Annotated in this window: 15 protein-coding genes; 6 read left to right on the top strand and 9 right to left on the bottom strand. The window is 58.2% G+C overall.

Annotated features, from left to right (window positions below):
* Positions 1 to 194: 194 nt before the first annotated feature.
* The 8 genes from M5B44_RS25435 to M5B44_RS25405 all read right to left on the bottom strand — a co-directional run bounded on the left by M5B44_RS25435 (position 195) and on the right by M5B44_RS25405 (position 13,696).
* Complete coding sequence (locus tag M5B44_RS25435) at positions 195 to 563, bottom strand: hypothetical protein (RefSeq protein WP_248740916.1); 369 nt, start codon at positions 561 to 563, stop codon at positions 195 to 197.
* A gap of 2 nt (positions 564 to 565) precedes the next feature.
* Positions 566 to 733 (bottom strand): deaminase domain-containing protein, encoded by a 168-nt coding sequence (locus tag M5B44_RS29110; RefSeq protein ID WP_412546980.1) that lies wholly within the window; start codon positions 731 to 733, stop codon positions 566 to 568.
* Between the two features lie 121 nt (positions 734 to 854).
* Positions 855 to 1,316 carry an SMI1/KNR4 family protein gene (locus tag M5B44_RS25430; RefSeq protein WP_248740915.1) on the bottom strand — a complete coding sequence of 154 codons (462 nt, stop codon included), beginning with the start codon at positions 1,314 to 1,316 and terminating at the stop codon, positions 855 to 857.
* A gap of 136 nt (positions 1,317 to 1,452) precedes the next feature.
* Positions 1,453 to 1,911 carry a hypothetical protein gene (locus M5B44_RS25425; RefSeq protein WP_248740914.1) on the bottom strand — a complete coding sequence of 153 codons (459 nt, stop codon included), beginning with the start codon at positions 1,909 to 1,911 and terminating at the stop codon, positions 1,453 to 1,455.
* Positions 1,912 to 2,105: 194 nt separating this feature from the next.
* Positions 2,106 to 2,426 (bottom strand): hypothetical protein, encoded by a 321-nt coding sequence (locus M5B44_RS25420; RefSeq protein WP_248740913.1) that lies wholly within the window; start codon positions 2,424 to 2,426, stop codon positions 2,106 to 2,108.
* 2 nt (positions 2,427 to 2,428) lie between these two features.
* Positions 2,429 to 11,278, bottom strand: coding sequence for a DUF637 domain-containing protein (locus M5B44_RS25415; RefSeq protein WP_248740912.1), 8,850 nt, complete (start codon positions 11,276 to 11,278; stop codon positions 2,429 to 2,431).
* Positions 11,279 to 11,302: 24 nt separating this feature from the next.
* The gene (locus M5B44_RS25410; RefSeq protein ID WP_248740911.1) at positions 11,303 to 13,009 is read right to left on the bottom strand and encodes a ShlB/FhaC/HecB family hemolysin secretion/activation protein; all 1,707 of its coding nucleotides are present in this window, start codon (positions 13,007 to 13,009) and stop codon (positions 11,303 to 11,305) included.
* 237 nt (positions 13,010 to 13,246) lie between these two features.
* Positions 13,247 to 13,696 (bottom strand): winged helix-turn-helix transcriptional regulator, encoded by a 450-nt coding sequence (locus M5B44_RS25405; RefSeq protein ID WP_248740910.1) that lies wholly within the window; start codon positions 13,694 to 13,696, stop codon positions 13,247 to 13,249.
* A 181-nt stretch (positions 13,697 to 13,877) separates the two neighbouring features.
* On the opposite strand from M5B44_RS25405, the gene M5B44_RS25400 reads away from it, so the two are divergent.
* From M5B44_RS25400 to M5B44_RS25375, 6 genes are all read left to right on the top strand, one after another.
* Entirely contained in the window at positions 13,878 to 14,696 is an 819-nt protein-coding gene (locus M5B44_RS25400; RefSeq protein ID WP_248740909.1) for an alpha/beta fold hydrolase, read from the top strand.
* Between the two features lie 260 nt (positions 14,697 to 14,956).
* Positions 14,957 to 16,264 carry a flavin-containing monooxygenase gene (locus M5B44_RS25395; RefSeq protein WP_248740908.1) on the top strand — a complete coding sequence of 436 codons (1,308 nt, stop codon included), beginning with the start codon at positions 14,957 to 14,959 and terminating at the stop codon, positions 16,262 to 16,264.
* A 58-nt stretch (positions 16,265 to 16,322) separates the two neighbouring features.
* On the top strand, positions 16,323 to 16,739 hold the full coding sequence (locus tag M5B44_RS25390; RefSeq protein ID WP_007950460.1) for a RidA family protein: 417 nt from the start codon (positions 16,323 to 16,325) through the stop codon (positions 16,737 to 16,739).
* A 27-nt stretch (positions 16,740 to 16,766) separates the two neighbouring features.
* The gene (locus M5B44_RS25385) at positions 16,767 to 17,444 is read left to right on the top strand and encodes a DUF1028 domain-containing protein (protein WP_248740907.1); all 678 of its coding nucleotides are present in this window, start codon (positions 16,767 to 16,769) and stop codon (positions 17,442 to 17,444) included.
* Positions 17,441 to 18,589: an acetylornithine deacetylase gene (gene argE, locus M5B44_RS25380; protein WP_248740906.1), complete on the top strand. Its 1,149-nt coding sequence runs from the start codon at positions 17,441 to 17,443 to the stop codon at positions 18,587 to 18,589. The genes M5B44_RS25385 and argE overlap by 4 nt, the downstream gene beginning before the upstream one ends.
* Before the next feature lie 289 nt (positions 18,590 to 18,878).
* Positions 18,879 to 20,294 (top strand): purine-cytosine permease family protein, encoded by a 1,416-nt coding sequence (locus M5B44_RS25375; RefSeq protein ID WP_248740905.1) that lies wholly within the window; start codon positions 18,879 to 18,881, stop codon positions 20,292 to 20,294.
* A 68-nt stretch (positions 20,295 to 20,362) separates the two neighbouring features.
* On the opposite strand, the gene M5B44_RS25370 is transcribed toward M5B44_RS25375, so the two are convergent.
* Positions 20,363 to 20,791, bottom strand: a complete 429-nt coding sequence (locus tag M5B44_RS25370; protein WP_007950468.1) for a TOBE domain-containing protein — start codon at positions 20,789 to 20,791, stop codon at positions 20,363 to 20,365.
* Positions 20,792 to 20,800: the final 9 nt, after the last annotated feature.

Raw genomic sequence — 20,800 nt, 5'->3', positions numbered from 1 at the left:
CATTGCATAAAAAGGGGGCAGATTTATTCATAAAAAGTAATCAAAGTAAATCTGCCCCCTTTTCTCCTGATTTCGAACGATTTCGGTATCGAGGTAACATTGAAAGATGACTGAGTAGGTTTTATTTTGCCGCAGATGGTACTCGTTACCGTTGTTCCGCCCCCTTTTCTCTTTTTTAATTTTTAATTTTTAATTTAATTTAGAAAAATATTTCTTACAAACTCCATATCCGACTGAATCTCTCTTAACTCAGCCTCGTCAACACCGATCTCAACAAGGTCCTCGACAACACACTTACTGTATGCATCAGCCAAGATATCCAACATATCCGTTGCATGTGGGCTTTCCTTCGAAAGCTTTAAGCTACGACGATTACCCTCTACATAGATGGCGGTTTGAAGGATTGCATTTGGACCTGGCGCATCTGCTTTCATGAGGCTTTCGACCTCATCCTGAACATATGCAAAAGCTTGTTCCGGCCGAAAACCCCGTTCATCCATTGCATAGCTGTAGAGCCCCTCAACCATTTTTTTAGCCTGATAAAATAGACTATCTACTCGCATACTCAGTCCCCGACCGTAAGCACGCCCAATTGAATTTTCGGATATCTATCACGAAATTGTCTAATAACATCAGTACAATTAGGGCAAACATCCTTCCCAGAAATTAAATCTATCCTACCAGTCGCACCCTTATTACTCCCCAGCCTTTGGGCGACCGTTTTCCAGAACAAAAGGGGACAAGAACAAAAGGAACAAAAGGAACAAAAGGGGCAGATTTATTAAATCAAATAAATCTGCCCCCTTTTTTTCGCTTACTTTTTTATTGTATTTGAAGTCGTACCTTTAACCGAGTCAATTCAAGTCCGACCATTGTGCAAGATGGCTTTCTATTGATGCCATTAAAAAGCCTGAAAAGCTATCCCAAGCTTTAGCGGCCGAACTTTGACCTTCAAAGAATTGAAATACTGGCGGATCATCAGAGACGGGTAGAAAATAATTAATTTCATATCCTTGATGCATGCAGAAGACCTTAGCATCAGCAGGTAAAAGACCAGAGAGACTTAACTCATCAAGCAATTCTTCCGCCTCCAACTTCAGGTCAAGTAATCTCGGATAAAATATATCTACACCACAAAAAATCTTACCAGCCGAGCGTCCCGCAATCGTCAAAAAATCACGATATGCCAACGGAATTTCACAACCAAAATGTTGCTCGACTGATGCAATATCCACTTCGGAGCAACCAACAATATTGGACTCTGAAATCACTCCTCGCTGCACTAACTCGTGAAAAATATCCCGAACGTTCTTCATCTTGGCTTTCCTGTTTCTACGTTAACAATCACTCCAGGGAACCTTTGTTGAAACTGACTTATAACCCCGCTGCATGAAACGCAAACGAAAGGGGACAGATTTATTAAATCAAATAAATCTGTCCCTTTTCCTTTGGCTAATGGCTGTCTTCTTGCTTTTCCCGTTTGCGCTCAATATCCAACGGCAAAACTATGCTAAGAGCTTGCATCGAGGATTGAAAAATACAATGCCTCACTTGACCTGGGAGATCCGACAACTTTAAAGGAACGACCGGCTTAGCGATCAGCTTATATCCTCCATCATTAAAAACATCATAACTAAAGACCCCTCTACCGGCCATTTCAGAAAAAGACTTCAAATAACGTTGACGCTGTATATCGCTATTAAACCCTGGTAGATTTTTCTCAACAACTTCAACACCACAATCAGCAGATATTGAAAGAATATAATCATATATTTCTTCATAGGCTGAAATTGACCGCCTTACAAAATCCGGAACAAAACCGCGCCCACCTGTCGCGAAATGCAATATCGTTCCGTCCAGGCACGATGCAAACCAGTCCAAATCATGGAGCTCCAAAAGTTTCTGATCCATCTCCATCATTTTTCTCCGACCATATTGAAGAACTACCTCATCGATTCCAGCCCCCCTTCTCTTCGAAATCAAATGAAAAAAGGTGAAAAAAGGTGAAAAAAAGGAAAAAAGGGGACAGATTTATTAAATCAAATAAATCCGTCCCCTTTTCTTCGCGTTCTTTACTGGCGTTCCCGCAATGCGTTTTACACCATTTAGTTCACCTTAAACGGGTCAAACAATATATTTTTCCCTAAAGACTTCGCCTTAAGCATCAGATCCTTCATCAACTCAACTCCTTCGAAAACTAGCGGATTTATGCTTGCGACAGAAAACAGCTCACCTAAAAGTGAATCAATCTGCGAACCAGAAAACATATCGTAATCATCAAAGCTTAAGCTGGAAAGAATTGGATATTGCCTGGCATCCAGCCGAAAGAAAAATTTTGCCACATCCAAAGGAATCTCAATCTTATCAAGACAACCGTCTCGCCCGACGGATGCTAAATCTTTATCCCATATCATCAAATAATACATGATTAGAAAGTCTTTCCTGGAAAGGTGTTCACCAAATTCCCCTTTGAATCGGTAATCACCGTCATGAAATTAGTAGACTGCCCCCCGATTTTGGCATCAATTCCCATAGGCCGCCCCATATCAACTGTTCGAATAAAATTACCAGACGTTGGTGATTGGTACGCAGGTGTCTTGACGACCTGTGGGCTCTGCAGAACCCCCTTCAATTCATCCTTAGAGATCGTAAAAGCAGATTTATTCTCACCCCAAGCGCCACCATGCTTTTTCCAAGCGTACTCAAGTCCACTGCCAGTGACGTTTGCAGCGCCAGTCCGCACATTGACCCTCGAGGCAACAACTCCTTTCGCAGCACTGAGAGCGTCATTAGCTTCTGCTGCTACCGCTGCGTTCCCTTTTGCACCACCCGCAGAATAATCCGGAGGCAAATCACAAGGCCCAGTGTTGTGTACCCAGGTCTTGAGCTCGCCAACGTAGAACGTATGCCCCACATCGACCGTCAGATTGTATGTTTTGCCCTCGGGCAGGTACAGCTCAAGCGATTCGACTTCGGACGAGGTGTTTTCGGTGTCGCCATCAGCCAGTGACTGCAGCAGATCACCCCGTTCCAGATCTTTGACAGGAATGAAGTCACGTTTGGCGGGTACATAGAAGGGGTGGCTCGGCGTAACCAGCAGGGTTTCGCCTTCCGCTGCCCCAGCACCACGAACATTTTTGAGCTTGAGGCGGTAGATCGGCTGATCCGAACGCTGATGCGTTGCCAGAATGGCAGCGGCGAACGGTTTACCCCCTTTCTCAGGCTTGCTCCAGACAACATCTCCTACTTTGAGCGACTCAATAACGCGGTCGCCTTGCGGTGTAGAAACTTTCGTACCCGCAGCAAAGCAGCAAGGCCCCTTCGTTACTGGGGTTCCCGCTGTGCCTTTTGCACCAGCCGGATCCTTCCCGTCTGCCAAATGTGTAGCAGTTGTACCTTTTCCAGTAATCCTACCTGGGAAAAGTCCGGTACCCATCTCGATGACTAAGTCGCCCAATTTTGAAAAGAAACCACCCTCCTGTGCTTTCACACCAGAAGCCATTGATACGGCGGAGGTTAAATTCCCTGTTTGAACGGAACCTACCCAATAGGCTTCAGGCCCCTTGCCTTCATTTCTCAGCTTCGTTATGAGCGCCGAAAATTTTGCGTCATCGTCGGCCAGATCGCGTGCGATTTTACGGCAGGTATCGGCTGCTCCTTTACAAAACTCGTCTCGCTCCAACTCTCTTTGCTTGTCGAGCGCTTCGTATCTGTCTCTGACTGCTCGCTTTTCCTCATCGGTGAATTTGCTGTCTATTTCGGCCAGCATCTCTTTCACCTCACGGTGATAAAGATAGTTATACGTCGTCGCATTCCCAGCAATGGAGGCCCCCAGCTGGGTGTTTCCATCCACTGCTGCGGCCGCTAACACGCCCGTCAACTGCGACAGCATCACCTGCATCTGGTCGTTGCCGCCCGCGAACTTCACGAGGACGTTCATTGCCGCCTCGTTCAGTCCGGCCGCAGCCGCACCCGTAGCAAAATCCCCACCCAGCACCTGTGAAATCAAACCACCCATCAACGCATGTGCAACGACTTTTTCTACGCTGCCTTCGGGGAACTTGAGTGTGTTGTCGCCAACAAAATTGAACCCGGTCGCCATGGCAACGCTGCTCGCCTCTCCCAGCAATGCAGCGCCAAAATTGTCACCAAAACTACCGCCACCAATGGTGGTGGAAATGCCACTGGAAATGATTGCCCGGCCAGTCGTGCGGATGGCGACGTCAGTGATGTTGCTAGTGGTCAGAATGTTGGCAGTTTTGCTACCTCCGGCCGCAAACCAGTTTGAGTCCGCATAGTCGAGCATGCCCGCAGTAAACCCTGCGATAGCCGCATTTTTCAGGCTATTGGCGCTGAAGGTTTCCTTGAACGCTGCTCCCAGATTGCCTTTGTTATTGATCGTGCTGGTCACACCAGTGGTGGCCAGGCTTGTGACAAATACACCACCCGCTCCGCCACCGACCAGGCCTAGACCGGCCGGCCCCATAACGAACGACATCATGATCGCAATGGCTATTTGTGCTGCTGGGCCCACTCCAGAGTTTTCATACTTGAACGACTCATGGATTTCCTTGACCCGTCGCCAGTCGACATCACCACGAGACTCGGCATCTTTAAGCCATGCCAACTGCGGATCTGCCTTGACCATGGTGTCAATGGTCTGGCTGACAGACTCCTGGTTAACATCCTTGATATCGATCTTCAGCCCGTCAACGGCTTTGATCACGATGTTGCCCTTGGCAATCATCTGGGTCTGGCGCAGGGTTTCGTCGGTGTTGCCGCGGCCTTTGGCCGATACCCACGCGGCGTTGTTGTTGGTTTTGGTGTGGCTCTCGTCATGCAGATCCTTCACCCCTTCAAAGGTGATGGAACCGCCGCTGTCTAGGATGATGTCCTTGCCGCTGTCGAGCTTGGCTACCTGGTAGTGCTGATCGCCTTTGCTGACCAACGAGAGGTTGCCGCCGGTCTTGATCTCGGTGCCGACGTGGGTGATCTGGGTGACTTCGTCGCGCTGCAGTTTCAGGTTGCCGAAACCGCCCTTCTCCTTCATGTCGTAGAGGGTGTAGTCCTTGTTCTGCGCGGCCAGCAAATTCAAGTCGTTGCCGGCGTAGACGTAGGCTTCATTGCCCGCGCTGATCTTGCTCGCCACCAGCGTCGTGTCGCGACCGGAGCTGGTCTTGACGTCACCACCGGCGATGAACTCGGCGGCTTTCTGGACGGTGTGATTGTCTTCTTCGTGGACGCGTTTCTTGCCGTCCTTGCTGTGGGTTTCGACGTTGTGTTCGTCACCCGCCGAGGACAGGTAGATGTCGCGCTTGGCGTCGGCGGTCAGGTTGCCCTTGGCCTCGGCGGTGCTGGCCACGACGTTGAGGTCGCGGCCGGCGTCGAGCTTCAGGTTGCCACCACTGTTCACACTGGAACCGAGGTTTTCCACGGTGGTGGTGATGACTGAGCGATGGCCGCCCTCGAACGATTCGTGCAGTTCGCTTTCGTTGCGCGTCGCCAACAGGTTGATGTCGCGGGTGGCGCTCAGGGTGGCGTCGCCGCCGCTGCTGATGGACGAGGAGTTGACGAGGTCGTTGCCCGACTTGATGGTCAGCGTGTCGCGTGCGCTGATGTTGCCGCCGTCGTCCACCAGGGTGCGCATGCCGTGACCGTCGCGTACGGCGACGGCGGTGCGATCGTTGACGATGTCGCCCTTGAGGCTGGTGAGGCTGACCTGATTGCCGCGAATCTCGCCGGCCAGCGCGTTGCGGATGCTGTCGGTGGCCATGAGCGTGATGCGCTCGTTGGCTTCGACCAGGCCGCCCTGGTAGAGGCTGCCTTTGACGTCGACGGACAGATCCTTGGTCGCCTGCAACGTGCCGACGCTGACCAGATCATTGCCCGCGATCAGCTCCAGGTCGCGCCCTTGAATCAGACTGCCGCCGCGCACGTTACGTGATTCGGCCTGGGCCAGATAGAGCACCGGCACCAGCACTTTCTGGCCGTCGACGATGCGCTCTTCCATCCACACGATGTCGTGGGTCAGCGCCGCCACTTGCTCGGACGTCAGGCTCACGCCCACGGACAGGTTCAGCTCGTTTTTGCTGGCGAGCGCGTTATCCATCAGATAACGATACTGCTCGTAGTCATTGTTCAGGCCACCGGCGAGGAAGCGCTGGCCGGTCTGAGCCATCACTGCATCGCTGATCAGTCGCGTCTCGTAGCGGCCATCGCCGAGGCGGCGAGCCGCTTCATCGGCGCTGAAACTGAGTTTGCCCAGCAGGTAATCGGAACTCATGAACGGCGCGGACTGGGTCAGCTCCGGGTTGGTTTCGATCAGGTAATGGCTCTGCGGATTCGAGCTCTGCACGAACAGGCCGTAGGGGCCTTTCGGCAGACGGAACGTCGAGGAAGCTGTCGGATCGACTGCGGCAAACGGCACGCCCTTGAAATCGACCGGAACGAAGCTGATCTGCTTCACCCCATCTGCGTCGACGCGTTCGATTCGGGTGACGTCTTTCGGCGCCTGGGCGCTGGCGTCGGTGCTGTGTTTGCCCAGGTTGATGGTGACGCCGCCGACGGCGGTTGTCTGATCGCTGGACAGCTTGCCGGTCAGTTGGTCATAAGTGTTGTCGTAGAGGGTGCCGTTCTGGATGCTGTGAGCGACGTCCAGTTTGACCTTGCCTCCGGCCTGAAGCACCGACGAGTAGACTTTTTCGGGGGTATCGCCCGTCGTGGTGACATCACTTGTCTGCAAAAATCGTTCATCACTCGAACGACTGACCAACTCGTTGAAACGTTCCTCATCAAAGTGACCCGCCGCAGTCGCTGCGTTGAACGCCGGGATGTCGGTGAACTCCATCTTGTCCCAGAGGCTGTTGTCGATGTGCCCCGGTGTACCGATCTTCACTATCCGTTGGCCCGAGCGCGACATTGCGCCCTGGTTCAGCAGGCTGTCGGCCGTCACGGTCAGATCGCCGTTCGCCGCCAGCAGGCTGTAGCGGTTTTCGACGTTATTGGCATGAAGAGTGAGGTTCTTGCCGGCGACAAACCGCGCCGCCCGCGAGTCTTTCAGGACTTTGTCACTGAACTCGGTGGTAATCGTGATGTAGCCACGCTTCCAGCCATCCCCGCCGCCGCAATGCTGGGCGCAGACCCAGCTCAGGCTGCCGGACGATGGCCCCGAAGCGATTTCGAATTCGGCCTTGGCGTTTTCAAACGAAACGGCGTTGATGTCGATATCACCTTCGCCTTCGACGGTGCCCGACAGGTTACTGAACGACGCCGCCCGACCTCCGCCCACGGCGTCGAACGTCAGCTTGCCGCGGCTGTAGATATCGCCATAGAAGTTGCTCAGGCTGTTGCCGTGCAACTCCATGGTGCCGCCGCTGAACAACAGCGTGTCGGGGCCGTTGCTGATGCCATTGGTGGCGTTGAACAGCAGGTTGCCTTGAGCGCCCAACGTGCCTTTGTTGTCGATCCGTGCAGCGGAGACCGTGAGGTTCTGATTGGCTATCAGTCGACCGAGGTTGTCGAGAGTGCCGCGCAGGGTCAGCTCGGTGTCACCACCGCTGACCAGGCGACCGTCCTGCTGAATCAGGTCATTGGCGCCGATAACGAGTTTCTGTTTGGCGGACACGCGTCCGCTGTTGATCAGGTTGCCGCCGAGGTTCAGCGTCAGGTCGCCGTCAGTGGCCAGTTCACCGGCGTTGTTCAGACTGGCGACGTTGAGCTTGAGCGACGAAGCACTGGCGATGCGATCCCCGACATTGAGGTTCAAATCCTGCGCGCTGGTATAGGTCAGGCCACCGTTCAGTTGCCAGGTGCCCACGCCATTGACCGACGCGATATCCCAGACGCCGTTGCCCAGACCGGTGAGGCTGCCTTGAGAGCCAGTCAGGTTGGTCAGGTCCAGATCGAACAGCCCTTTTGCGGCGTGACGAACGCTGCCGCTGAGGTTATTGAGCTGGGCACCGCCAAGTTCCAGATCCTGACTGCCGATCTCGATGACGCCGTTCTGGTTGTTCAGGTTGCCGTTCAGTTTGATCTTGCTGGAGGCACCCCCCAGTGCGCGGATCTGCCCGCCGGCGCTGTTGTTCAATTGGCCGCTGATCAGTTGCAGATCGGTTGCCGATTCGATCAGCCCGCCCTGATTGAGCACCTGGCTGAGCGCTTCGAATGCCAGTCGATTGCCGCTGATCTCTCCGCCCGCGTTATCCAGACTGAAGCCATCAAAAATCACCTGATTTTTGCCGAAGAGCTTGCCGGCATGGTTCGTCAGGCGTGTCACCGTCAGCTTCAAGTCACCCAGCAGGCTGGAAATCAATCCGGCCTTGCCATCGACTGCGCTGTTGTCGAGATCGGCGCTGGTGATGTTCAGGGTGTCGGCCTGTAGCGTACCGCCCTGGTTCTGCAGGCTGCCGGTGCCCAGCGCCAGTTCTGCGTGGCTGCCATTGGCGAGGATCGCACCCTGCTGGTTCAGCAGGGTGTTGCCGACGATTTTCAGGCCATCGCTGCCGGCAATGATCTGGCCCGCATTGCGGTTGTCGATGGACGTACTGGCGATGTCCAGACGTTTGCCGCGCAATGTACCGCCGCGGTTGTCGAGTTCGACCAGTTGCTCGAACAGCAGATGTTGCTCACCGGCGTCGACTACACCCGTGACGTTTTTGAAGACACCGGCAATGTTCAGCGCAATGTCACCGCCCGTGCCGACGATGCCGCCCTTGTCGCTGTTGTTCAGCTGTGTTGCGGTGACTTCGATGGTTTTGCCGAGCAGGACACCGGCGCTGTTGTCGACCGTGTCGCTTTCAATGTAGAGGTCAGCGTCGCTCTGGATCCGGCCCTTTTGATTGAGCAGTTGCGCCTGGCCGGCAACAGCGTGCTTGAGAATCAACCGGGCACCGTCGACACCCGCCGCCAGCAGACCGCCCTCGCCGTTATCCAGGCTGGCGGCTTGCAGGTTGAGGCGATCGCCAATCACCCGCCCGCCACGGTTGTCGATGTGGCCATCGCGAGCGACCAGCAGCAATTGTTGCGCGGCTACCACGCCCTTGCGGTTGTCGATGCTGCCGGCCTGTACGTCCACGTCACCCTTGCTGGCTTGGAGTCGACCCAAGGCATTGTTCAGGTGCTTGTTGACCACCAGCGTGAGCTGGCCGGTTTCGGCGCTGATTGCGCCTTTGTCGTTGCGGGTGAGATTGTCCAGCGTTGCATCGACGACACCGCCGAGCAGTTGGCCGTTGGTGTTATCCAGATCGCGGGCGGTCAGGTTCAGGCTCGTGTTGCCCTGAATCAGGCCCTGGGTGTTGTCCAGGTCTTCGCTGGCCAGCACGCTGTCATCAGATGAAATCGTGCCCTGGGTATTGTCGAGTTTGCCGCGACTGGTGACCTCAAGGGTTTTGCCGGTCAGGCTGGCATTACGGTTGTCGATGCTCCGGGCCGCGACGCTCAATCGATCGGAGGCCTGAATCTTGCCATCGTGGTTGACGAGGTCCTGATCCAGCGTCAGGTCGACCTTGCCGTTTTCGGCACTGATGACTCCTTTGCCGCTGTTATCCAGCCGGGTGCCGGTGATCCGGATCGAATTGGCCGCCAATGTGCCGCCCTGATTGAGCAACTCGGCGCCCGATACAACGAGGTCGGTCTTTGCCTGGATCTTGCCTTTGCCATTGTTCAGACGTTCGTGGGCGACGACTTTGGTTTCGCCCTGGCTGGCAGCAATCAGGCCGCCAGCGTTGTCGAGTTGTCGGGTATCGAGATCCAGACGTCCGGCAATGATTTTGCCGTCGTCGTTTTGCATTGCCCGAGCATTGAGTTTCAAATGGCCGCCGGCGATTTCGATTCGGCCCTTGCGGTTGTCCAGACTGTCGACGGAGAGCGTTGCCGCCTGGCCGTCGGCGAAGCGGATCAGACCACTGAGGTTGACGATTGCCGGGACGTTGAAGGCCAGGCTGGTTTCGCCGTAAATCCGTGCGTCAGCCCCTTGGTTGACCAGTCGAGTGGCGCCCAGCGCAACGGTTTTGGCCTGGACGATACCGTTCTGGTTGTCGAGCAAACCTGCAGCACTGGCGCTCAGGGAGCGACTGGCCAACAGGCTGCCACGGTTGCTCACCGCGCCGCTGTTGATGGCAACATCGCCATTGCCGTTACGGCTGTTGTCCGCGTTCACCCCGGCTTCGATCACGCCGGCGTTGGTCAGCGTACCGCCGCTGGTGAGGCGCACGGCGTCGCGCGCGGCGAGGCTTTGCTGGTTCACCAGATCCTGCGCAGTCTGCACCGCGAGTTGCGTACCGGCGTAAACCGCCTGTTGGGCTTCAAGACTGTTGGCCTTGATGTCGATCGCATTGCTGGCCGTGGCCTTGGCCATTGTCAGCTGGCCATTGGCGTCGATCTGGATATCCCCGGCGCTGGCCGCCAGTTCGCCTGCCAGTTTCACGCCGACACCCGCCTCGGTGCCCACCAGTTTGATCGCGCCGGCATACATCCCGCCGAGTGCCGATGAGTCGATGGCCAGTTGCGGTTTGGCGCTGCCGTCGTCGGCCCGCGCAGTGGCGTTGAGCGTTTCGGCGTTTACATCGTTGCGACCGGTGGTGATGTTCAGGCGTTTGGCGTGGATCTGCGCGTTGATTTGCGCACTGCGGGTGATGATTTCAAAGCTGTCGACAGCGCTGGCGTCCAGACCTTTGCCGTCGATGGAAACGCTGCCCTGATCGACCTGAAAGCGATCCAGACGTCCCGCGCCATCCAGCACCGGTTTGCCGGTGGTCAGGGTCACGCGTGGCGTATTGATGAAACCGCACCCGTTACAGCTGATGCCATACGGGTTGGCGACGATCACCCGCGCCGATTGCCCTGCCACTTCGGTGTAACCGCGCAACTGGCTCGGGCTGCCGCCGTTGACTTCGTTGAGGATGGTTTGCGCTGCCGCTGCGCGCAGGTTCGGGTTGCCGAGAATGATCCCGCCCATCTGCGTCAGTTGAGTGCGACTGGTCGCGTTGTTGAGGATGACGCCTTGAGCGTCCACGTTGTAATCGTGGAACTGGTTGTGCGATAGCCCCGCGCCGTTGGGGGTGGCGATGTTGATGATCGGCACGCCGTTACCGGCCCGGTCGAGCGTGGTGCCGGGGGCACTGACCACGATTCCGTCCGCTTGCGCCCACATTGGCTGCCAGAACATGACGTTGGCCAGCAGGAATGCCAGACCACGTTTGGGCATGCCCCAGAAGTGATCGCGTTTTTCATAGGCAGCAGAAGGCTGCCTGGCCAGGAAGGCCAGGTGGCGAATGTTCATTTCAGAAACTCGAAGCAGGCGGAATTAGAGGAAGAAATCCATGCGGAAATAGATCGGCGCTTCGCGCTCGGTCAGCGCGGCAGGTCGTTCCAGGGAATGGGCGAATGTCACACTGGCTGCCACATGCTGGCCACGAGCAAACAACTCCAGCGAGTTGCTTGACATGCGGCCGTGCTGGTCACCGTTGTAGCGATCATTGCGAATCACGCCTTGGTCGTAGCCCAGGCTGGTGCCGTATTCGGCGAACACCGGACGCAGCCATTCGGCAGTCACCGGGCGAGCCCAGCGCAGGTCGTTGCGCCAGTAGCCGCCGCTGTCGCCGGACAGCGATTGGTCCTTGTAGCCACGGACCGATGACAGCCCGCCAAGGCTGGTGCGCTGCGGGCTGAACAGCACGTCTTCGCTGCGCTGCCCGGTCATCAGGCTACTGAAGGTGAGCGACTCGCCCCACAGCTTGAACGGCTGCAGATAACTCAGGGTCGCGGTGTATTTGCGGTAGCGCGCGTCCGGTTCGCCGGGGCCCGGATCGTGGCTGCCCTGGGCGTCGAATGCGCCGATGCCCTGCTGCATGCCGGCATCGAAGTTGACGAAGGCACTGCCGACACGGCGCCCGTGGTTGAAGCCGAACTGCGCTTCGCTGATACGGTTGCTGCTCAGGCGCAGTTTGCTGTCTTCGATGAAGTTGTTGCTGCGCAGGTACGACAGGCCAGTGCTTAAGGACGTCTTGCTGACGGCGTCGCGGTGGATCACACGCTCGGCGCGAAACTGGTGGTTTTCGCTGTCGCCGGTCTGCTTGAAGTTGTAGCCGTTGGCGGCGATCTGCGAGCGGTATTCGCTCTGGCTGTAGGTGTAGCTGAAGTTCCACCAGCCCCACGGCAGGTTGTAATTGAGCATGGCGTTGTTGGAAGTGTGCTGATGGTCGGTCATCGCATCGTGACCGCCGCGCAGGCTCAACTGGTCGGCCAGGCCCAGCGGGCTGTCCCAGTCGAACGTGGTGCCCCACTGCTGCTCGCCGGTGCTGCGCTGGCCGTCGTTGCTGCGCGACAACCCGACACGCCAGGGCTTTTGCGGGGTGTTGTTGACCAGCACATCACTGCCACCGACGTTCTTGCCCGGTGAAAGCTCCATCTTGGCCTGATTGGACGGCAGGCGATTGAGCTGATCGACCATTTGCTCGATCTCGCGCAGGTTGACCAGTTCGCCGGCCTTGCCGGGAAACGCCATCGACAGCTCACGCTCGGAGAGCTTGCTGTTCTCGGCACCTTTCAGACTTTCGAGTTTGCCTTCGACCACCAGCACTTTCAGGTGCCCAGCGGACAGATCCTGTTGCGGCAGATAGGCACGGCTGGTCACCAGCCCCTTCTCGATGTAGTGGTCGGTGATGACTTTGAGCAGTTCATTGAGCTGCGGCACGCCCAGGCACTGGCCGATGTAAGGCTTGAGCAGGCGCGCCTTGTCGCTCTCTGACAGGCTGTCGGCGCCTTTGAGTTCGATGTCCTTGATCGGGAAGCAACGGGTGTCGGTGGGCGCCGCTGGTTGAACCGGTCTGGCTTCCTTGCCGGGCAGATCCTTGAGTTCTTCAAGACGTCGCTGCTGCTCTTCAAGCAGGCGGTTCTGGCGGTCGCGAATCAGGTCGGTGTCACCGGGGGTGGGTGCAGCGGATACAGCATTAAGTGGAGAAAGGCACAGCAAAGCCAGGCACAACCTCGCCACGAGGGCGGGTGAGGACATGTTCGATCCCTCGAGACGGAAAGCGATATCAGAATAGTGGCGCCATGTTAAAGTGCCACTATTCTGACGTCAATTTAAGGATTTACCGAAATAGTGTTGCCGACGAACGGCATCGGTGAAATCGTCCGACTCCGACAAAGATGCAGGAGGTTTCGCAGATCAACCAAGGAAAACCGGCCACAGCATCGGCGAACGTTCCGAGAAGCGAAACATCCGACAGATCCGGCTCACTTAACCTCAATGCTCAACAGCCTGTTTCGTCGCCACATCCTCCGGCGCCAGTACCCGGCCATCGGCTGACAGCAACTCCAGCTTCCTGATCGGCTTCCCCTTCTGCGCATCGACCATCACCGACCCCGGCTCACCGGGCTCGAACATGAATTCCCCGCCCCACTGCGACAGCGCGACGATCACGGTTTGCAGCGCCCGGCCCTTTTCCGTCAGCACGTACTCCTTGTAAGCACTGCCATCGGACGCCGGCACCAGGTGCAGGATATCGCGCTCCACCAGGCCTTTGAGGCGAACGCTCAAGATGTTCTTGGCGATTTCCAGACTTCTCTCGAAATCGCCGAAACGGCGGATGCCTTCCAGCGCATCACGGACGATCAGCAACGACCACCAGTCGCCGATCAGGTCCAGCGTCCGGGCGACCGGGCAGGCATTGCCGGCAAGGCTTTTGCGCTTCATTTCGGGTTTCTCCAGCAATTCGGCAGGTTCGATTCGGTTGCATCTTACAACCCGCGCTGCAAAACCGATAACGCCATGCGCCCCGAACTTAGCACCTGCGTACAAGTGGCCGAGCTGCTTTGTCGCGATAGTGATTGCTGCCATCACGGCATCCACACAGGCCCATACCCAAGGAGTTTCCATGAGCACGTTCACCACCCAAGACGGTACCGAGATCTATTTCAAGGACTGGGGCAGCGGCAAGCCCGTGCTGTTCAGCCACGGTTGGCCGCTGGACGCCGACATGTGGGAATACCAGATGGAATACCTGAGCAGTCGCGGCTACCGCACCATCGCCTTCGACCGACGCGGTTTCGGCCGCTCTGCTCAACCGTGGACTGGCTACGACTACGACACCTTCGCCGACGACATCGCGCGGTTGATCGAGCACCTCGATCTGCGTGACGTGACCCTGGTCGGCTTCTCCATGGGCGGCGGTGATGTCAGCCGCTACATTGCCCGCCACGGCAGCGAGCGCGTTGCGGGGCTGGTGTTGCTGGGCGCGGTGACACCGCTATTCGGCAAGAAACCGGATTTTGCCGAGGGCGTCGACAAGTCGGTGTTCGACGGGATCAAGGCCGGCCTGCTGAAGGACCGGGCGCAGTTCATCGCTGACTTCAACGCCCCGTTCTACGGCACCAATCAGGGTCAGAAAGTCTCCGACGGCGTGCTGACGCAAACCCTGAATATCGCGCTGCTCGCCTCGCTGAAAGGAACCGTGGATTGTGTCACTGCGTTCTCGGAAACCGACTTCCGCCCGGACATGGCGAAAATCGATGTACCGACGCTGGTGATTCACGGTGACGGTGATCAGATCGTGCCATTCGAAACCACCGGCAAACGCGCCGCCGCGCAGATCAAGGGCGCCGAATTGAAGGTGTATGCCGGTGCGCCCCACGGCTTTGCCGTGACTCATGCGCAGCAATTGAATGAAGACCTGCTGGCGTTTCTCGATCGCTGAGTCCGTGTGATCCGAACACGCCTTGCAAAGGGCCGCCGACAACCCTGTCGGCGGCCCTTTTTTTTCGTTGTCCCGGATTCCGGTGCCATGGCTAGACCCTGCATTTACGGGGCTTTGAAGCCTCTGCATCACGTTTTTATCTTCACATGCCAGCTTAATAATATTTTACCGATAACCACCCCCTCCCTAGTCTGATCCCAAGCACAGAGAACAGGTCGACAGCGGCCTGAATCCAACGGCCTCGTGAGAAGGGATCAGAGATGACCACTGAAATAATAAAAACAGACACGCTTGTTGTCGGCGCCGGTCAAGCGGGTGTGGCCATGAGTGAACACCTGAGCAAACTCGGGGTTCCGCACATGGTGCTGGAGCGCAATCGGGTTGCCGAACGCTGGCGCACCGGGCGCTGGGACTCGCTGGTGGCCAACGGCCCGGCGTGGCACGACCGGTTTCCGGGGTTGGAATTCGATGATGTCGATCCGGATGGTTTTGCCCACAAGGAGCGCGTCGCCGACTACTTCGAGGCCTATGCGAAGAAATTCAACGCGCCGATCCGCACCGGCGTGGATGTGAAAAGCGTGGTGCGCAATGTCGGTCGTCCGGGCTTCACCGTCGAGACCTCCGAAGGCGTGATCGAAGCCGCCCGCGTCGTCGCTGCGACTGGCCCGTTCCAGCGTCCGGTGATCCCGGCCATTGCGCCGAAAGATGAACGCCTGCTGCAGATTCACTCGGCCGACTACCGCAACCCGCAACAGCTGCCGGCCGGCGCGGTGCTGGTGGTCGGTGCCGGTTCGTCGGGCGTGCAGATCGCCGACGAATTGCAGCGTTCGGGCAAGCAAGTGTTCCTCTCGGTCGGTGCTCATGACCGCCCTCCTCGCGCTTACCGCAACCGTGATTTCTGCTGGTGGCTCGGCGTGCTCGGCGAGTGGGATCAGGCCGCAATGAAACCCGGCCGCGAGCACGTGACCATCGCCGTCAGCGGCGCCCACGGTGGCCGCACCATCGACTTCCGTGGCCTGGCTCATCGCGGCATGACTCTGGTCGGCGTCACCGAATCGTTCAGCGACGGCGTGGTGACCTTCAAACAGGACCTGCGCGACAACCTCAAGCGTGGCGACGAGAACTACCTCGCGCTGCTGGATGCGGCCGATGCCTACATCGAACGCAATGGCCTTGATCTGCCGCTGGAACCGGAAGCCCGGGAAACCTATCCGGACCCTGAATGCGTGAAAAACCCGCTGGCCGATCTCGATCTGGCCGCCGCCGGCATCACCTCGATCATCTGGGCCACCGGGTTTGCCGTGGACTATTCCTGGCTGAAAGTCGCCGCTTTCGACGACAACGGCAAGCCGCAGCACCAGCGCGGTGTGTCCAGCGAATCGGGTGTGTATTTCCTCGGTCTGCCGTGGCAGTCGCGACGCGGCTCTTCGTTCATCTGGGGCGTGTGGCACGACGCCAAGCACGTGGCCGATCACATCGCCACCCAGCGCAAATACCTGGCCTATCGCGATGCCGAACAACGCGAAGCCGCATTGCACAACAAAGCCGCCGACACCGTCGACGCTTGATTTCCCTCTTCCATACCGGCGCTCGTCGCGCCGGGTCCGATTTCGTCAGGAGCCCCACATGAGTCAGCCAACCCACACCCGCATCCGCATGTTCAACACCAAGGACACCTACCCGAACCAGACCCTGGACAACGACTTGTGCCAGGCCGTGCGTGCCGGCAACACCGTGTATGTCCGTGGTCAGGTCGGCACCAATTTCGATGGTGAACTGGTCGGCCTCGGCGACCCGCGCGCACAGACCGAACAGGCGATGCGCAACGTCAAGCAACTGCTCGAAGAGGCCGGCAGCGACCTGAGCCACATCGTCAAGACCACCACTTACCTGATCGATCCGCGCTACCGCGAGCCGGTGTATCAGGAAGTCGGCAAATGGCTGAAAGGCGTGTTCCCGATCTCCACCGGGCTGGTGGTGTCGGCCCTGGGTCAGCCGCAGTGGCTGATGGAAATTGATGTGGTTGCGGTGATTCCCGAGTAATTCGACCTTAGCGAAAGGAGGCCACACATGACATTTTCCATCGCCGCCCGCTGCCCGGAAACCGGTCAGTTCGGCATCGCCATCAGTTCCTCCAGCATCGCCGTAGGCGCCCGCTGCCCGTGGCTGCTGCCCGGTGTCGGCGCGGTGTCGAGCCAGAACATCACCCTGCCCTCCCTCGGCCCGGAAGTGCTCGCCCTGATGGAGCAAGGCCTGACGCCCGAGGCGGCGCTGGACAAGGTGCTGACCCGCAATGGCTACAGTCAGTACCGGCAGATCACGGCCATCAACCACCTCGGCCAGACCGCGCATTTCAGCGGCGCGCAAACCCTGGGCGTGCACAACGCGGTGTCGGGCGAACAATGCGTGGCGGCGGGCAACATGCTCGCCGGACGCTCGGTGATCGAAGCCATGGTCAGCGCGTTCGAAGACGGCGAAGGTCAATTGGCCGATCGCCTGCTCAAGGCCTTGCACGCCGCCCAGGCCCTGGGCGGTGAAGCAGGCCCGGTGCATTCGGCAGCCGTGGTCGTGGTCGGCGAACTGACCTGGCCCATCGTCAACCTGCGCGTGGACTGGGCCGATGAAAACCCGATCGGCCAGTTGCAGAAACTCTGGGATGCCTATCGTCCGCAGCTGCAGGACTACATCGACCGCGCCCTCGATCCGGCCAAGGCGCCGGGCTACGGAGTTGCCGGAGACGACCGATGAGCGACAGCGTCGCGTTGCTCAAGACGCTGGTGGGGTTCGACACCACCAGCCGCGAGTCCAACCTGCAATTGATCGACTTCGTGCGCGACTACCTCGAACGGCTCGATGTGCCGTGCGAGCTGATTTACAACGATGAGCGCAGCAAGGCTAATCTGTTCGCCACGATTGGACCGGCGGATTTGCCTGGCATCGTGTTGTCGGGACACACCGATGTGGTGCCTGCCGATGGTCAGCCATGGACCGTGCCGCCGTTCGAACTCAGCGAGCGGGACGGCAAGTTGTACGGTCGTGGCACGGCGGACATGAAGGGCTACATCGCCTGCGTGCTCGCATTGGTGCCGTCGTTGATCGAAACACCGTTGCGCATGCCGGTACACATTGCTCTGTCCTACGACGAAGAGGTCGGTTGCCTCGGCGTGCGTTCGTTGCTCAAGGTGCTGGAGCAGCGTCCGGTCAAACCGCTGCTGTGCATCATCGGCGAACCGACCGAACTCAAACCGGTGCTCGGGCACAAGGGCAAACTGGCGATGCGCTGCGATGTCCAGGGTCACGCCTGTCACTCGGCCTACGCGCCGCTCGGGGTCAACGCCATCGAATGCGCCGCCGAACTGATCGGCGAATTGGGACGCATCGGCCGGCAACTCAAGGATGAACACGTCGACCCGCGTTTCGATCCGCCCTACTCCACGGTGCAAACCGGCGTGATCAGCGGTGGCAAGGCGTTGAATATCGTCCCCGCCGATTGCCGTTTCGACTTCGAAATCCGCGCCCTGCCCTCGCAGGTTCCGGCGATTGTCGCGCAGCAACTCAAGGCTTACGCCGAACAGCAAATGCTGCCGCGCATGCGGGCCGTCAGCGAGCAAAGCGATATCCGATTCAGCGAATTGTCGGCGTATCCGGGGCTGGCGACGGATGCCCGGAGCCAGGCGGCGCAATTGATCGCCACGTTCTGTGGCTCGGACGATTTCGGCACCGTGGCTTTTGGCACCGAGGGCGGATTGTTCGACGCAGTGGGGATTCCCACGGTGGTGTGCGGTCCCGGCAGCATGGATCAGGGCCACAAGCCGGACGAGTTTGTCAGCGTCGATCAGCTCAAGGCCTGCGATGAGATGCTGCAACGGATGCTGACGTCGATTCGCCTTTGAAAAAACGGTCTGGCTGCTGGATAAAAGTCCGCAGCCGAGCCGCAATATCACCGACAGACAGCTGCTCCAATGGAGGTCAGCTGCGTTGTCGTTCATGGCGCTGAAACGCCCGAAACAGAGCGTTTTCAGCTGACCGGAGAGCCTCGTTTTTTTAACGCCTGAAGCAACAAAACTACTAATTTATCTCTCCCCTTTCCTTGCCCATGATCGAACCCAACAAGAAATGCGCCGTCCGTGCCGGCGCTCACTGAAGTACGTCCACGTACTCGTCCTTGCCTTGGAGTTCGTCATGGCCACCTCTGCAACAACGTCCGCACCGCTCATTGAGAAACACACGATCGGCTACGTGCCGCCCGAAGATCGCCACGGAAAGGTTCGGGATCTGTTCACCCTCTGGTTCGGCGGCAACATCGCGCCGTTGCCCATCGTCACCGGCGCCCTCGGCGTGCAGTTGTTTCACCTGAATCTGCTGTGGGGCATCGTCGCCATTCTGGTCGGCCATCTGGTCGGCGGTGTGTTGATGGCGCTGCACTCGGCGCAAGGCCCGCAGATGGGCATCCCGCAGATGATCCAGAGTCGTGCGCAATTCGGCTCCCTCGGCGCACTGTTGGTGGTGTTGATTGCCGGCGTGATGTACATCGGCTTCTTCGCCTCCAACATCGTGCTGGCCGGCAAGTCCCTGCATGGCGTGGTCGACAGCGTTCCGGTGCCGGTCGGCATCGTCATCGGCGCGCTGGGCTCGGGGATCATCGGGATCATCGGTTACCGCTTCATCCACGTGCTCAACCGTATCGGCACCTGGGTGCTGGGAATCGGCATCGTGGTCGGCTTCGGCTACATCCTGACTCACGTGCAGACCGCCGACTTCCTCACCCGTGGCAGTTTCAACCTTTCGGGCTGGCTCGCGACGGTGTCGCTGGCTGCGTTGTGGCAGATTGCGTTTGCGCCGTACGTCTCGGACTACTCGCGTTACCTTCCAGCCAATGTGCCGGTGGCCGCGACGTTCTGGACCACTTACCTCGGCTCCGCGCTGGGCTCCAGCCTGTCGTTCATCTTTGGTGCAGTCGCCGTGCTGGCAACGCCGGTGGGCATGGACACCATGGACGCGGTGAAACTCGCCACCGGCTCGATCGGCCCGCTGATGCTGGTGCTGTTTCTGCTCAGCGTGATCAGCCACAACGCGCTCAACCTGTACGGCGCCGTGCTGTCGCTGATCACCCTGGTGCAGACCTTCGCCTACCGCTGGATTCCGACAGCCAAGAGCCGCGCAGTGATTTCGCTGATCGTGCTGCTCGCCTGCTGCTTCGCTGCGGTGGGTGCGTCGTCGGACTTCATCGGCCACTTCGTCGACATGGTGCTGGTGCTGCTGGTGGTGTTGGTGCCGTGGACAGCGATCAACCTGATCGACTTCTACGCCATCCATAAAGGTCAGTACGACATCGCCTCGATCTTCCAGGTCGACGGCGGCATCTACGGCCGCTACAACCCGCAGGCCTTGCTGGCGTATGCGATCGGCATCGTGGTGCAGATTCCGTTCATGAACACGCCGCTGTACGTCGGCCCGGTGTCGGCGCATATCAACGGCGCGGACCTGTCGTGGCTGGTGGGGTTGCTGGTGACGTCGCCGCTGTATTTCTGGCTGGCCAGTCGTGACAGTGCTTATCGTCGGCGGCTGATGACCGGGAAGCTGGCGGGCAGTCTCTGAGATAGATAAAAAAATGCCCGGTTCGGCAAACCACCGAACCGGGCATTTTTATCGAGTCACGCGTTCGATCAGGCCGGCACACCCAGAATAATGTGCGAAGCCTTGATCACCGCCGTGGCACTGACGCCAGCCGCCAGACCCAGTTCGTTCACGGCGTCGCGGGTCACGATCGAGTAGACCTTAGAACCGCCGGCAAGCTCGATCACCACCTCGGCGTTGACCGCGCCATCGGTCACGCTCAGCACCTTGCCTTGCAGGCAGTTACGGGCCGAAAGGCGAATGTCGCTGGATTCGGTCATCAGCATCACCCAAGGCGCCTTGACCAGGGCAACGGCTTCTTTGCCCACCGCAATGCCGAGGCTCTTGAGGCTGGCCAGGGTCACGACCGCAACCAGCTTCTCGCCGCCCGGCAGGGTCAGGACGACTTCGGCATTGACCGAGCCTTCCTGAACTTGGCTGACCTGACCTTTGAACACGTTGCGGGCACTGACTTTCATGATGGACGT

Source organism: Pseudomonas sp. MWU12-2029 (assembly GCF_023242425.1).
Classification (GTDB): Bacteria; Pseudomonadota; Gammaproteobacteria; order Pseudomonadales; family Pseudomonadaceae; genus Aquipseudomonas; species Aquipseudomonas kribbensis.
The sequence above is the reverse complement of the archived record's forward strand: the minus strand, read 5'-3'. Positions and strand labels throughout refer to the sequence as shown.

Excerpts from the sequence above, each read along its gene's own strand:
- M5B44_RS25435 (WP_248740916.1), bottom strand. The coding sequence starts at position 563 with ATGCGAGTAGATAGTCTATTTTATCAGGCTAAAAAAATGGTTGAGGGG.
- M5B44_RS25430 (WP_248740915.1), bottom strand. The coding sequence starts at position 1,316 with ATGAAGAACGTTCGGGATATTTTTCACGAGTTAGTGCAGCGAGGAGTG.
- M5B44_RS25425 (WP_248740914.1), bottom strand. The coding sequence starts at position 1,911 with ATGGATCAGAAACTTTTGGAGCTCCATGATTTGGACTGGTTTGCATCG.
- M5B44_RS25420 (WP_248740913.1), bottom strand. The coding sequence starts at position 2,426 with ATGTATTATTTGATGATATGGGATAAAGATTTAGCATCCGTCGGGCGA.
- M5B44_RS25415 (WP_248740912.1), bottom strand. The coding sequence starts at position 11,278 with ATGAACATTCGCCACCTGGCCTTCCTGGCCAGGCAGCCTTCTGCTGCC.
- M5B44_RS25410 (WP_248740911.1), bottom strand. The coding sequence starts at position 13,009 with ATGTCCTCACCCGCCCTCGTGGCGAGGTTGTGCCTGGCTTTGCTGTGC.
- M5B44_RS25405 (WP_248740910.1), bottom strand. The coding sequence starts at position 13,696 with ATGAAGCGCAAAAGCCTTGCCGGCAATGCCTGCCCGGTCGCCCGGACG.
- M5B44_RS25400 (WP_248740909.1), top strand. The coding sequence starts at position 13,878 with ATGAGCACGTTCACCACCCAAGACGGTACCGAGATCTATTTCAAGGAC.
- M5B44_RS25395 (WP_248740908.1), top strand. The coding sequence starts at position 14,957 with ATGACCACTGAAATAATAAAAACAGACACGCTTGTTGTCGGCGCCGGT.
- M5B44_RS25390 (WP_007950460.1), top strand. The coding sequence starts at position 16,323 with ATGAGTCAGCCAACCCACACCCGCATCCGCATGTTCAACACCAAGGAC.
- M5B44_RS25385 (WP_248740907.1), top strand. The coding sequence starts at position 16,767 with ATGACATTTTCCATCGCCGCCCGCTGCCCGGAAACCGGTCAGTTCGGC.
- argE (WP_248740906.1), top strand. The coding sequence starts at position 17,441 with ATGAGCGACAGCGTCGCGTTGCTCAAGACGCTGGTGGGGTTCGACACC.
- M5B44_RS25375 (WP_248740905.1), top strand. The coding sequence starts at position 18,879 with ATGGCCACCTCTGCAACAACGTCCGCACCGCTCATTGAGAAACACACG.
- M5B44_RS25370 (WP_007950468.1), bottom strand. The coding sequence starts at position 20,791 with ATGAAAGTCAGTGCCCGCAACGTGTTCAAAGGTCAGGTCAGCCAAGTT.